13 protein-coding genes are annotated in these 13,582 nt (G+C 62.0%); 8 read left to right on the top strand and 5 right to left on the bottom strand.

Going from position 1 to position 13,582, the window contains the following annotated elements:
• Both AMK05_RS25450 and AMK05_RS25445 read right to left on the bottom strand, forming a co-directional pair.
• The gene (locus tag AMK05_RS25450; protein WP_064842178.1) at positions 1–579 is read right to left on the bottom strand and encodes a GbsR/MarR family transcriptional regulator; all 579 of its coding nucleotides are present in this window, start codon (positions 577–579) and stop codon (positions 1–3) included.
• Positions 580–866: 287 nt separating this feature from the next.
• Positions 867–1,466: a HupE/UreJ family protein gene (locus tag AMK05_RS25445; RefSeq protein ID WP_064842176.1), complete on the bottom strand. Its 600-nt coding sequence runs from the start codon at positions 1,464–1,466 to the stop codon at positions 867–869.
• A gap of 290 nt (positions 1,467–1,756) precedes the next feature.
• On the opposite strand from AMK05_RS25445, the gene AMK05_RS25440 reads away from it, so the two are divergent.
• Positions 1,757–2,788 carry a hydroxyacid dehydrogenase gene (locus tag AMK05_RS25440; protein WP_064842174.1) on the top strand — a complete coding sequence of 344 codons (1,032 nt, stop codon included), beginning with the start codon at positions 1,757–1,759 and terminating at the stop codon, positions 2,786–2,788.
• A 20-nt stretch (positions 2,789–2,808) separates the two neighbouring features.
• On the opposite strand, the gene AMK05_RS25435 is transcribed toward AMK05_RS25440, so the two are convergent.
• Both AMK05_RS25435 and AMK05_RS25430 read right to left on the bottom strand, forming a co-directional pair.
• Positions 2,809–3,810, bottom strand: a complete 1,002-nt coding sequence (locus tag AMK05_RS25435; RefSeq protein WP_064842172.1) for a Tim44 domain-containing protein — start codon at positions 3,808–3,810, stop codon at positions 2,809–2,811.
• Between the two features lie 83 nt (positions 3,811–3,893).
• Positions 3,894–4,352 (bottom strand): YbaK/EbsC family protein, encoded by a 459-nt coding sequence (locus tag AMK05_RS25430; RefSeq protein ID WP_054184262.1) that lies wholly within the window; start codon positions 4,350–4,352, stop codon positions 3,894–3,896.
• Positions 4,353–4,598: 246 nt separating this feature from the next.
• Between AMK05_RS25430 and AMK05_RS25425 the strand changes: the two genes are divergently transcribed.
• Genes AMK05_RS25425 through AMK05_RS25395 form a run of 7 tightly spaced genes read left to right on the top strand, consistent with a single transcriptional unit; the run spans position 4,599 to position 11,783 of the window.
• Positions 4,599–5,945 (top strand): extracellular solute-binding protein, encoded by a 1,347-nt coding sequence (locus AMK05_RS25425; RefSeq protein ID WP_064842170.1) that lies wholly within the window; start codon positions 4,599–4,601, stop codon positions 5,943–5,945.
• Between the two features lie 60 nt (positions 5,946–6,005).
• On the top strand, positions 6,006–7,307 hold the full coding sequence (locus AMK05_RS25420) for a carbohydrate ABC transporter permease (RefSeq protein ID WP_064842167.1): 1,302 nt from the start codon (positions 6,006–6,008) through the stop codon (positions 7,305–7,307).
• Positions 7,308–7,309: 2 nt separating this feature from the next.
• Entirely contained in the window at positions 7,310–8,152 is an 843-nt protein-coding gene (locus AMK05_RS25415; RefSeq protein WP_064842165.1) for a carbohydrate ABC transporter permease, read from the top strand.
• A complete protein-coding gene (locus AMK05_RS25410; protein WP_064842163.1) occupies positions 8,152–9,207 on the top strand; it encodes an ABC transporter ATP-binding protein in 1,056 nt (351 codons plus the stop codon). Before AMK05_RS25415 ends, AMK05_RS25410 begins: the two co-directional genes overlap by 1 nt.
• A complete protein-coding gene (locus AMK05_RS25405; protein WP_064842161.1) occupies positions 9,207–9,986 on the top strand; it encodes a glycerophosphodiester phosphodiesterase in 780 nt (259 codons plus the stop codon). The genes AMK05_RS25410 and AMK05_RS25405 overlap by 1 nt, the downstream gene beginning before the upstream one ends.
• Positions 9,970–10,974, top strand: a complete 1,005-nt coding sequence (locus tag AMK05_RS25400) for a LacI family DNA-binding transcriptional regulator (protein ID WP_064842159.1) — start codon at positions 9,970–9,972, stop codon at positions 10,972–10,974. Before AMK05_RS25405 ends, AMK05_RS25400 begins: the two co-directional genes overlap by 17 nt.
• Complete coding sequence (locus AMK05_RS25395; RefSeq protein WP_064842157.1) at positions 10,974–11,783, top strand: inositol monophosphatase family protein; 810 nt, start codon at positions 10,974–10,976, stop codon at positions 11,781–11,783. Before AMK05_RS25400 ends, AMK05_RS25395 begins: the two co-directional genes overlap by 1 nt.
• A 26-nt stretch (positions 11,784–11,809) precedes the next feature.
• Here AMK05_RS25395 and AMK05_RS25390 read toward each other — a convergent pair whose 3' ends face one another.
• The gene (locus AMK05_RS25390; protein ID WP_171899856.1) at positions 11,810–13,450 is read right to left on the bottom strand and encodes a GGDEF domain-containing protein; all 1,641 of its coding nucleotides are present in this window, start codon (positions 13,448–13,450) and stop codon (positions 11,810–11,812) included.
• Positions 13,451–13,582 lie beyond the last annotated feature (132 nt).

The raw sequence follows: 13,582 nt of genomic DNA, 5'->3' as shown, positions 1-13,582 counted from the left end.
CTAACTCTTGTTCGCTGGATTCGGCCGGCGGCTGCGGCCGAGCGAAACGACCCGGTCCTTGGCCTCCAGAAGCTTTGTCACTTTCGCGCCCAGCGAGAGTAGCGTTGCGAGCCTTTCGGTTTCAAGTTGTTTTACGTCTTCATACCAATGTGTCAGTTGCTCGATCAGCGTGTGCATTTCGCTCATGCGCTGCTGCGCATGGCGTTCGGCCTCGCTGGCGGGACGCTGCATCAGGATTTCGCGCAGAACCGACAGCGTCGGATCGACTTCGCGCTTCTTCCGTTCCTCGGCAAGCGTCCTCAAGATCAGCCAGACATCATCAGGGGTGGTGAAGAAATCGCGGCGATCGTCCGGCTTGTGTTTGAGAAGGACGAGATTCCAGGCCTGCAATTCCCGCAGGCTCATCGAAACATTGGAGCGCGAGATGTTGAGGGACTCGGCGATCTCCTCGGCGCAAAGCGGCGACGGCGAGACGAATAGCAGGGCATAGATCTGGCCGACCGTGCGGTTTATTCCCCAGCGGGAGCCCATTTCGCCGAAGTGGAGAACGAAGGACTGGACGAGAGGCGGAAGGTTCATCGTTGTTTCCCTTGCGTCTGTGATTTCAGAAATTTCTGAAATTACTATACTCACTGCTACACCTCGCCGACAATCGGCAAGGCGGCCCTGCGTCAATTTGGATGTCCGTTCGTCGATCGTGCTTCAGATATAACCCGACGCAACATCGCTGGATTTGATCTGGATCAATTCCAGCGCATTTTGCGGCAGTGACGCGAAAACGCCCGGCAATGCGTTACCGGGCGTTCCAATTGAACTGCGATGATGGATGCGACCGCCGCCGCTGGCGGGGCGGCGCCGGAAGGCGGTTAGATCACGCCGGCCAGGATGCCGACACCTGCTATGGCGGCAACACTGCCGGCCGCGCGCGTCACGAAAGCGCCCTGACGTTCGCCGGCACGGCCGATGATATAGCCGAGACCGAGGCCGGCTGCATGGAGAAACGCGGTCGCGATCATGAAACCGGCAGCATAAGCGGCACCGCCGGCATCCTCCGGCATCTCCGCCCCGTGGGCATGCCCGTGAAAGATCGCGAAAAGGCCGACGACACCCATCGCAAGGGCGGTCGGGGCTTTGACGTTGAGCGCAACGATCGCGCCGAGGACGACGACGGAAAGCGCAATGCCGGTTTCAACGAAAGGAACATTGACGCCGGCAACACCGAGAGCACCGCCGAGCGCCATCACCAGAACGAAGGTCGTCGGCACCAGCCAGGTGGCGCGGCCGCCGAGCTGAAATGCGAAAACGCCGACCATCACCATGGCGAGGATATGATCGAGGCCGGAAACGGGATGACTGAAGCCGTGCACAAAGCCGGAGGTCTGGCCAACACCGGTATGCGCATAGGCGACGGCTGGAAGCGCGGCGGCAGCCAAGGCAAGCAGTCCGCTCTTGAGTGCTGATTTCATGGTTCATTTCCTCGTGAGTTTTTGAAATCCGGTCGCCGAACACAGGCCCGGGTCCAAGTCGCGCGCATCACGCTAGTTCAAAGATTTCGCGCCGTCAACGAAAATGCCGTGAAATATCAAGCCGATTCAATTGCTTATCTGATAGGCAGATGCCGCTTTCGATAGCGCCACCCAACCCTCGCCGAGCACCTTCGCGCTTGAAACAGTTTCTTCCGCGCGCTGGAAAGAGCCAGGCACAGCGGCTATCAATCCAACCGAGGCGGCGCATCGCCGCGATGGAGGAGATGCCCATGATGAAGACCGAACGGCCGCTGGCGATCAGCGCGCCCGAGCCGCGCACGCTCGATCTGATCTTCAGCGATCCGGCGCGCGCCGAACTGCATGCGAAATACGAAATCGTCGAGGCCGATCCCGACAATATCGCCGGCCTCGGCGACGAGGTTCTCGGCAGGACGCATTATATCATCGGCCAGCCGCCGCTTTCGGCGGAAACGCTGGCCAGGATGCCGGCCCTGCGCTCGATCCTCAACGTCGAAAGCAATCTGATGAACAATATGCCCTATGACGTGCTCTTTGAGCGCGGCATTCATGTCGTGACGACGGGCCACGTCTTCGCCGAACCGGTCGCCGAAATCGGTCTCGGTTTCGCGCTGGCCCTGGCGCGTGGCATCGTCGATGCGGACGTTGCCTTTCGCCAAGGCACCGAACTCTGGGGCGGGGAGGGCAATGCGAGTGCCCGGCTGATCGCCGGTTCCGAGATCGGCATCGTCGGCTTCGGCGATCTGGGCAAGGCGCTGCGCCGGCTGCTGTCCGGCTTCAGGGCGCGCATCAGAGTGTTCGATCCCTGGCTGCCCCGCTCGATCCTCGAGGAAAACGGCGTCGAGCCGGCGAGCCTGGAGGATGTGCTGACGAAGAGCGATTTCGTCTTCGTCGTCGCTGCCGTCACCAGTGAAAACAAGGGATTTCTGGGCACGGAGGCCTTCGCCGGCATGCGCCGCGGCGCGGCCTTCATCCTGCTCAGCCGCGCCGACGTCGTCGATTTCGAAGCGCTGATGGCTGCCGTCGCGTCTGGTCATATCGTCGCAGCAAGCGACGTCTATCCTGAGGAGCCGCTGCCGGCCGACCACCCGGTGCGGAGCCTGAAAGGCTTCATCCGCTCGGCGCATCGGGCCGGCGCGCTCGACAGCGCCTTCAAGAAAATGGGCGACATGGTGCTTGAGGATATGGACCTGATGGATCGCGGCCTGCCGCCGATGCGCTGCAAGCGGGCGGAACGTGAAACGGTTTCGCGCATGCGCTCCAAACCGGTGGCGGTGAATTAAGCCGGCAGACGCGTGGCACCTCAGGCGGCGCGCTGCTCGCTTCCCTGGATTGCCGCCAGCTTCCAGTCGGCGCCGGGCTTGCGCACGAAGGTCCAGACCTCGGTGCTTTCGCTCGGGCGGCGGTCGTCGCCGGAAACGACGCGACCGCTGTCGCGTTCGACCATGGCATCGATCGAGGAGTAGCGCATGGCGAGCGTCGCATATTCCTGGCCGTCTTCGCGCCAGGCCTCGGCAATGTCGCCCTGCAGCAGCTTGACGTCGGAGACCCGGTTGCGCACGCCGTTGCTGGCGTTTTCGCCGAGTTCCTCGGCAAGATAAGACATCGCCTCGGGCGTCGTCAGCCGGCGCAACGCGGCGTAATCCTCGGCACCGTAAGCGGTCTGAACGTCGGTCAGCAATTCCTCGAACTGATCGAGATCGGCCTGCGCCAGCCCGATCTCGTCGCTCGGCCGGTTGCCGCGCGAGGAGGAAGCTGAACCGGAACCGATTGTCGGGATCTGGAAGGAGGAATTGTTGGCGGGCGACATGCTATAGGACCGGCTGAAGGAGCCGCCTTGGCCACCGGCGCCGTAGGAGGGCTGACGGCGGTTGGCGAAATAGCGCATGGCCAGCATGACGGCACCACCGATCAGCGCGATCTGCAGCAGCATGCCGAGGAAGCCGAAGCCGCCGCCGAAACCGTGACCGAGCAGCATGCCGAGCAGGCCGCCGGCAATCAGGCCGCCGATCATCGAACGGCCGAAGCCGCCGAAAAGACCGGGGCGCTGGGCGCCGAAGGGCTGCTGCGCGGTCGCTGGCGCGGTGGTCTGCGGACGCGGCGTCATCGACCGTTCGATCGGCGCGGCGGGGGCCGGCGCGGTTTGGGTGACAGGCGGCGCCTGGAAGGTGCGGGTACCGCGGCTTCCGAAACCGCTGCTGCCGGCCCGGCGCGCTTCTGCATCGCCAAGGGAAGCAAAAACTGTAGCGCTCGTCAGAGCGGCAATGGCCGCGAACTTGGCAAAACGCGAAATGGCACTCGGCATTCCTGATCTCCTGTCATGCGCAGTCACGGCATGTCGGGATAGGATATAGGTACTCTTTCGCAGGTTTGAAGTTCTTTCGCCGCTTACTGGCAGACATCGACCCAGCTGGCGCCGGTCAGCTCGGCCAGCCGACCGGTTTCGATGCGCACCGCCGAATTCGTCGAGCCGGCGGCCGGCACGACTTCATCGAAGCGTTTCAGCGAAATATCGCAATAGATGGGCAGCGGCGACGGCAGACCGAAGGGGCAGACGCCACCGACCGGATGGCTGGTGACCGCCACCACCTCTTCGGCGTCGAGCATCCGCCCCTTGGCGCCGAACGTATCCTTGAATTTGCGATTGTCGAGCCTTGCCGTGCCGCCGGCAACGACCAGCATCATCTGCTCGCCGACGCGCAGGCAGATCGTCTTGGCGATCTGGGCAGGCTCGACGCCATGGGCCTCGGCGGCAAGGGCCACCGTCGAGGAGCTCTCGGCGGTTTCGATGATGTCGATATCGGGTGCATGCGCACGGAGGAAGGCGCGGACGGATTCTAGGCTCATATGCCATGCTAGACCAGCAAACGCGCGATTTGAAGCTCAAAATCCACCCGCCGAAAACCGCCGCTTGCAAGTCTGACAGACATCGTCATAATAATTTTGCACACGTGCTCAATTTTGTCATTCGGCCGTTACATCAAACCCCTAGAGCGGACATCGTCACGTTTTCGTGGGGTTTCGGAGCGGCCATCATCAGCAGTGCTGACCCGCCAAGAGGCTTCACACTGCTCTTCTAGGGAGACGAAGAAGATGACCATCTTGCCGACACTGAAATCCCTCACCATTGCTGCCGCCATCCTGGCTTCAAGCTCTGCAATTGCGCTTGCCAAGGACGTTCACATCAGCGTCTGGGCCGGCGGCACCGGCCCGAACGACATCTATCGCCTCGACGCCATCGAGATCGCAGCCCAGCAGTTGCAGCGCGAAGCCGCGCTCAAAGGCGAAGACCTGAAGATCACCGTCGAGAAGAAGCCCTATTCCGCCTGGGAGGACTTCAAGCAGGCGCTGACCCTTGCCGCCGAAGCCAAGACCGCCCCGAACATCGTCGTCAGCGGCCATGAAGACATCGCACCCTGGTCGCAGGCAGGGCTCATCGTCCCGATCGAGGATTATGTCGATCTCGACTCCTGGCCGCTCAGCGACATCTATGAAAACCTGCTGCAGATCGCCTCTTACAACGGTACCGTCTACGGCATTCCGCAGGATGCCGAATCCCGCCCGATGTTCTTCTGGAAGCCTTATATGAAGGCGATCGGCTACAGCGACGCCGATCTCGATGCGCTGCCGCAGAGTGTCCAAGACGGCAAGTACACCATGAAGAACCTGCTCGAAGACGCCAAGAAGATGCAGGACAAGGGCCTGGTCCAGCCCGGCTACGGCTTCTATCCGCGCACCAGCAACGGCCCCGACTACTGGCAGTTCTACACCTCGTTCGGCGGCACGATGGAAGAAGACGGCAAGCTCGTTTTCGACAAGGCGGCGATGACCCGCACCTATCAGTTCTTCGCCGATGCCGTGAAATCAGGCGTCACCAAGAAGAACCACATCGGCATGCCTGGTGATCAGTGGTGGAAGGAAGTCGCCACCGGCAAGGCCGGCATCTGGGACGGCGGCACCTGGCACTATGCCCGTCTCGTCAACCAGGAAGGCCTCAAGGATTTCTTCGGCAACGTGATCTTCACGCTGATCCCCGCCGGCGAAGGCGGCAAGGCCAACACGCTGACCCATCCGCTCGTCTACCTCCTGACCGCAGGTCACGATCAGGAAGACACCGAGATCGCCGCCCAACTGGTCAAGATCGCCTCCGAGCCGCGCACCAACGCGCTGCATGCGGTCAAATCCGCCCATCTCGGCATCTCCAAGTCGGAATCCACCGTCGATTTCTACTCGGCCGACCGCTGGACCCGCGAAGCCACCGAGCGCCTGCTGCCGCATGCCAATGCGATGCCGAACAATTCCGATTTCGGCAAATATTGGAACATCATGTGGAAGAACCTCGAAGCGTCCTGGACCGGCGCCAAGACCGTCGACGCCGCCGTCGGCGATGCCGAGAGCGAGCTGAAAAGCACGCTCGGCGACAAGATCGTCATTCGCTGAAACACGCCTCCGGGTGGCGGCAAACCCCGCCGCCCGGTCGGTTCCGCGAGGAGGCCTTCCATGAAATCGTCCAGAACGCTCGGACTGGTGATGATCGCCCCTGCGGCGGTCATGATCGTGCTGTTCTTCCTGATGCCGGTGGTTCTGACGGCGGTCTTTTCGATGACCAACATGACGACGGCGACCGGCATTTCTGGCGGCGTCTACCAGATTGCGCCTAACTCCCTGATCGCACTGAAATCGGCGATGCCGGAGATCGCCACCGAGATGGCCGAGCCACGCTACACCATCGACGAGGCAGGCCTGAAGGCCGTCGAGGGACTCGGGCTGGCGCCGGGAATTGCCGCCGAATTGCGCGCCAAACATACTGGCGAGGTCTTCCCGGCACGCCGCGATGTCGAGCGAATGATCAAGGATCTGGCCGAGCGGCCGTCGACACGTGAGGTCAAGCAGATCTCCGAACAGTTCAACCGCTCCGTCCTCAACACCCGCTTCGACAGCAAGGGGCAGCTGTTTTCGGCGCTGGACGGTCTGGGTTTCCAGCTGACGCCGGAGCAGAAGGAAATTGTCGCCAAGACCACCTATACCGGCTGGACATGGACATCAGACAATTTCTCACGCATGGCCAGGTCTCCCGACATGGCGCGTGTGCTTTTCAACACCGTGCTCTATGTCGCGCTGGTGCTGACCCTCTTCAACGTCGGTTATGCCCTGCTGCTCGCCATCTTGACGCATTATATGCCGCCGACGCCTGCCTCGATTTTTCGCGGCATCTGGCTCCTGCCGCGCATCACGCCCGTGGTCATTTACGTCCTGCTGTGGAAGTGGCTTGCCTGGGATAGCGGCTTCATCTCTATCCTGATGGGCAAATTCGGCTACCCCCCGAAGAACTACCTGCTCGATACCGCCTATAATGCCTGGTTCTTCGTCGTGCTGATCAACGGCTTCATCGGCGCCTCGATGGGCATGCTGGTGTTTTCCTCGGCGATGAAGGCCATTCCGAAGAGCCAGTTCTATGCAAGCGAGGTCGACGGCGCCTCGCGCTGGCAGCAGATCCGCTACATCATCCTGCCGCAGATGCGCTGGCCGATCCTCTTCGTCACCTGCTACCAGACGCTGTCGCTGCTTGCCTCCTTCAATGAAATCCTGCTCGCCACCAATGGCGGACCGGGCAACGCGACCGAGGTCTGGGCGCTTTCCGCCTATCACACCGCGCTCAGGAATTATGCCGGCAACCTCGAATACGGGTTGGGCGCGGCCATGGCGCTGGTGCTCGTCGTCATCGGCGTGGTGCTGTCGCTCCTTTATCTGCGCGTCTTCAACTATGGCACGCTTGTCGCCCAGCCCCTGATCGAGGACTGACCATGGCCGAACAATCGCAGCCCTCGGCAAATTATCGCAGCTGGCCCGTCATCACGGCGCTGACCATTGTAAGCCTGCCGCTGCTCCTGATGTATCTTTACCTCTTCCTCGACACCGTGACGGTGAAACAGCCGGATGCGCTGCTGCCCTCCGGCTTGACGCTCAATCACTGGCGCTTCCTGTGGCAGACGACGCCTGGTAAGGCGAATATCTGGCATGTGACGCTGAATACGCTGCTGTTTTCGGCCTGCACCACCAGCCTGGTGCTCATCGTCTCGTCGATGGCCGGCTACGTGCTGTCACGGCTCAACGTGCCGGCGCGCGGTTTCTTCCTTGCCGGCGTCATGGTGCTGCATGCCTTCCCGTCGGTGACGCTGATCATCGCCATCTTCATCGTGCTGCAGATGATCGGCCTCTACAATTCGCTGATCGGCGTCATTCTGGTGAAGGCGGCGATCGACCTGCCGCTCGGCATCTGGCTGATGAAGGGTTTCTACGACACCGTGCCCTGGGAAATCGAAATGGCCGGCGTCGTCGACGGCGCCTCGCGTTTCCGCGTCTGGCGCAGCCTCGTGCTGCCGCAGGTCAAGCCAGGCATCATGGCGCTCGCGCTGTTTTCCTTCCTCGCCGGCTGGGGCGAGTTCATCCTGCCGCAGGTGCTGGCGCCGGGCAACGACGTGCAGGTGCTGTCGGTCTATCTCGCGGGTTTCCTGTTTGACGACAACAATTACGATTTCAATATGTTCAAGGCGGTCGGCCTGTTCTATCTCGTTCCAGTGCTGATTGCCTACGCGCTCTTCAACAAATATCTCATGAACATCTACGGCGGCGGGAGCAAAGGCTGATGCGCATTCTCCTCGACAATTTCTCGAAGAGCTTCGGCTCCACCAAGGTCATCGAAAACATGCAGCTCGAAGTCGGCGACGGCGAGATGCTGGCGCTGCTCGGCCCTTCCGGCTGCGGCAAATCGACAACACTTTTTGCGGTCTGCGGCATTCACCGGCCGACCAGCGGGCGCATCCTCTTCGGCGACCGCGACGTCACCGACCTGCCGAGCCAGGCCCGCAATGTCGGCGTCGTCTTCCAGTCCTACGCGCTCTACCCGCATATGACCGTCGCTGAAAACATCGCTTTTCCCCTGAAGGTGAAGGGCGTGCCGGCCTCAGACATCCGCAAGGAGGTCGAGCGCATTGCCGCACTTGTCCATATCGACAATCTCATCGAACGACGGCCGGCGCAGCTTTCCGGCGGCCAGCAGCAGCGCGTGGCGCTGGCGCGCGCGCTGATCCGCAAGCCGGATGTGCTGCTGCTCGACGAACCGCTCGCCAATCTCGATGCCAAGCTGCGTCTCGAAATGCGCTCGGAAATCCGCCGCCTGCAGCGCGAGACAGGCATCACCGCCATTCTCGTCACCCATGACCAGGTTGAGGCGATGAGCATGTGCGACCGCATCGCCATCATGAAGGAAGGCGAGATCGTCCAGATCGCCACGCCGGCCGAAATGTACAATGATCCGAAGACCGCCTTCGTCGCCGGTTTCCTCGGCAATCCGCCGATCACTTTCCTGCGCGGCGTCGTCGACAAGGGCGCCTTTAGAATCCCGGAAAGCGAAATCCGCGTGCCTTTGCCTGATACCGTCGGTGCCGCCGAGGGTACGAAGCTGATGCTCGGCGTCCGGCCGGAGCATTTCACCCCGGCAGGCGACGTCACCGTGTCCGGCAAGGTCACCTTCGCCGAAACGCAAGGGCGCGAGAACCTCTACGACGTGGCTCTGGCCGGCGGGCCGCTGCTGCGCTCGATCCAGCCGGTGCGCAACGATATCCATGTCGGCGATGATGTCCGTTGGGCGATCGACAGCCGTGGCGTCTTCGTCTTCGACGAAAATGGCAGGAGGCTCTGATGGCTCGCGATTTCCAGGCATTTTTCGAGCGTTACGGCTGGCCGACGGCCAAGGGCCGGCTTCCCTTCTGCATCGGCCATCGCGGCGCCAGCGGCCACGAGCGCGAAAACACGATCGCCGCTTTCCGGCGCGCAGCCGATCTTGGCGCGGAAATGTGGGAACTCGACACGCAACTGACCAAAGACGGCGTCGTCGTGGTTTCGCATGATGACCATCTCGAGCGCGTCTTCGGCATCGACCGCCGCATTTCCGAGATGACGGCCGCCGAACTTGCCGCCCTTGACGGTGTCGACGTGCCGCCTTTTTCGGAGGTCGCCGCTCTCGGCCGCGAGACCGGCACCGGTCTCTATGTCGAGCTCAAGGCACCCGGAACCGGCTTGCTCTGCTGGCGCCATCTTGCCGAAATGAACCAGCGTTTCGCCTGCCTCGGCTCCTTCGACACAGTGCAGGTGCGTGAACTCCGCGACGCCGGCTGCGACTTCCCGCTTTCGGTGCTGATCCGTGTCGGCCACGATCCGCATGCGCTGGGTGACGAGGCCGGCGCCGATATATTGCATCTCTGCTGGGAAAGGGCAGGCGAGCGGCCGCAGGATCTGGTAACCGAGGGCTTGATGCGGCGCGCCTTCGAGGCGGGCCGCGAGGTCGTGCTCTGGCACGAGGAACGGCGGAGCATTCTCGACGACATCATGAAGCTTCCGGTCCTCGGCATCTGCACGGATCTTCCGGATCTGATGCGACCGTCGACAGAGAGGGAAAAGGTAGTTGGCAGACAGGGATAAGGGACCGCGCAAGGTAACCTCCTTCGACGTGGCGCGTGTGGCCGGCGTGTCGCGCGCCGCCGTGTCGCGCGCCTTCACGCCGGATGCCAGCGTCTCGCCGAAGACGCGCGAGAAGGTCTTCCAGGCCGCCAAGGATCTCGGCTACCGGGTGAACTATCTTGCCAGAAGCCTCACCAACAAACGTTCCGATCTCGTCGGCGTGGTTGCCGCCGGCCTCGACAACCCGTTCCGGACGCTACAGATCGAGAACCTGGCGAGAGTGCTGATCGCCCGCAATTTCCGCCCCATCCTGCTGCCGACCTCGCAGGAGGCGGACACCTCGACGGTCATCGGCCAGTTGCTGCACTATGCCGTCTCCGGCGTCATCGTTACGTCGGACGCGCCGCCGACCGAGATCTGCGAGCAATGCGCGGCCGAGGGCGTGCCGATCGTATTGATCAACAAGGGCAACGATATCCCTTTCGTCGACCGCATCATCTCCGACGACCGCATGGCCGGCTATCTCGCCGCCGCCCATCTGATCGACGGCGGCGCGCGAAAGCCCGCCGTGATGGCCGCTCCCGCCATATCCTATACGGCGCGCCGGCGCAGCGAGGCCTTCATCGCGCGCTGCAAGCAGTTGGGCGTCGAGGCGCAGCTGCTGCAGATCAGGATCAACGACTACAAGAGCGGCTACGATGCGGCCGGCGAGTTTGCCGCATCCGGCATCGACGGCTTGTTCTGCGCCAATGATTACATGGCCTGCGGCGTGGTCGACCGGCTCATGCAGGGCCGCAGCCGCGACGATGCGCCGCCGCTCCCCATTATCGGCCATGACGACATTCCCCAGGCAGCCTGGACCGCCTACGACCTCACGACCATCCGCCAACCCTGCGACATCCAGGCCGAACAGACGGTCGACCTGCTGATGAGCCGAATTGCCGAACCGGACCTGACGGCGCGCGTCGAATTCACGCCGGTGACACTGATACGAAGAAGGACTGCCTGATGACTTCCGCATTCGATGCCGCCGCCATCCGCACCCGGGCGGAGGTCGCAATCTCAGTCGCCCTCGAGACCGGACGGGAAGCGGCCCGGTTCCGGCGCAGCTCGAACCCCGGCACGCTGGCCGTCGAGAACAAGGGATTGCAGGATTTCGTCACCATCGCCGACAGGCAGGCCGAACAGGCGATCCGCGACGGGCTGCTTTCACATTTTCCGGGCGATACGTTCATGGGCGAAGAGAGTGGCGGGCGATCGGGCGAGGGCGGCACCTGGGTCGTCGATCCGATCGACGGCACGACCAACTATATCAGGGGCTTCCGGCATTGGGCCGTCTCGATCGCCTTCGTCGCCGGCGGCAGGATCGAGATCGGCGTGGTCTACGATGCCACCGAGGACAAGGTCTTTCACGCCGTCCGCGGCGGCGGCGCCTTCAAGGACGGGCTGCCGATCCATGCGGCCGCAACCACCGACCCGGCCAGTGCGCTGGTCATTCTCGGCCATTCCCGCAAGACCAGCTTCGACGACCATCTGGCGCTCTCCAAGCGGCTCCACGAACGCGGCATGGACTATCGCCGCACAGGCGCGGCGGCGATCGACCTCGTTCGCGTCGCGGAGGGCGCGGCCGATCTCTACTACGAACGCCATCTCAATGCCTGGGACATGCTCGCCGGCGCGCTGATCGCCGAAGAGGCCGGCGCCACGGTGGCGATGCCTGATGTCGACAGACTGCTTGCCAATGGCGGACCGGTCATCGCCCACTCGCCGGGGCTTGCCGCTGAATTCGCCTTCATCCTCGACATCGAGGGACTATAGTGCAAGTTGCACCAAAGCTTGCAGCGCTACGCAGCAACGCGATTGCGACCGGTCTTTTTCGCCGTGTAGAGGTTCTGGTCGGCGATCGCTAAAATCTCGCTCGGAGAATTGGCAGACAGCGTGCCGGCAACGCCGATGCTGATCGTGACGCGCAGCCCGTTGCAGATCTCCGACCAGTCCCATTGCTCGACGGCCGCACGCAGTCTCTCGCAGACATCGGCGGCCCCTCGGGGAGAGCCGGCCAGCAGGACGACGAACTCCTCGCCGCCGAAGCGGATCGCCTGGTCGGTAATCCTGAGCTGGTTGCGCAGAATCGTCCCGATGGCGCTCAGAACCTGGTCGCCGATCATGTGAGAGAAGTTGTCGTTGACCGATTTGAAGTGATCGACGTCAAGCATGGCGATGGAATAGGGACGCTTCTCGGACGTCAATTCCTTGAAGCGGCTGTCGAGATATTTGCGGTTATAGAGCCCGGTCAGCGCGTCCAGATAGACGGCACTGGCAAGGATATCGGTTTCCTCCTGCAGTTTCTGATAGGAGGCCTCCAGCGTATCGGCGCGCTTTGACTCGGTTTCGGCAACTTCCTTGAGCCGCTTGGTTTCATAGTAGATTTCGGCCAGGCGTGCGCGCTGCTGGGTCCTCTCGGCGCTGTTCTGCAAATATGCCTGGTGGTATTTCTTATGCGCCTCCAGCGCCAGATCGAACTGTCCCAGCCCTTCATGCGCCTGCGACAGGTAAAAATAGATCTGAATGTAGGAATCGAAACTGCCACCCTCGCTGATCAATGCCATTGCCTCGAGCAGCAGCGACCGGGCTTCTTCGAATTTTCCGTAACTATTGTAGATCTGGCCCAGGGTGTAGAGATACTGCTGCCTGTCCCTGACATAGCTGTTTTCCTGAAACAGCTGGTAGCGCTCCATGCACTGGAGCGCCTTCTCATGCTCGCCGAGGTGACTGTAATAATCGGCATTGTTGCCGAGGCAGATGCGCGCCGCCCAGCTGTCGCCGATCTCGATTGCCAGATCCAGCGCCTCATCGGTCAGCTCAAGCGCTCTCGTCAGCAGCCGGCGTCCTTCTTCCGTCTGGCCGAGTGCTTGGGCAATATATCCGCCTTCCGAATGGGCGCCGCCGAGATTGACGAGCCACCAGCATTCATAGGTCTTGTCGCCGATCGATCTGGCAAGCTCGACGGAGCGCTCGCTCATCAGGATGGCCCGGTCGGGCTGCTTGTTGTACCAGAAGATAATGCCAATGACGTTGGTGGCGAGGCTTTGCGCTTTCGGATCCGCGGTCCTGTCGGCGAGATCCAGCGCACGAGTGGCCTCTTCGATTGCTTCCTCAGGCAGGCCCAATTCCAGTAGCAACCATCCGAAATAGGCCCGGGCATAGGCTTCCTCATTGGGTTCCCCGGTCGATTTCCAGAAGTCAACCGCCCGGCGGACATGTGTCAGCCCGAGTTCGGCCTTGCCGGTTTGAAAACAGTACCAGGCAATGTCGGTATCGCATTGAGCGGCGAGCCGATCGTCGCCCCGCGCCCTGGCATCGGCAAGAATTTCGCCGGCCAGTGCGAGTGCCTCGATCGAACGGCCCGTGCACCCGAGGTGCCATGCTTCCTGTAAGCTGGGATTTGCTTGTTGAGTAATTGCTACAGTATCAACAACTTGCATATCGAGCACCAACGTTTGACTGTCGGATGGGGATAACATCAGAAGTTTAAAATGATGCAAATTGTGCAAGACATGCGGCAAGCCCTGAAATAATGCAGGTCGCCCGGAAGCGTGGCGCGGTTCCGGGATAAC

The sequence above is a fragment of the Rhizobium sp. N324 genome, assembly GCF_001664485.1.
GTDB lineage: Bacteria > Pseudomonadota > Alphaproteobacteria > Rhizobiales > Rhizobiaceae > Rhizobium.
This window is presented reverse-complemented; position numbering and strand designations above follow the sequence as displayed.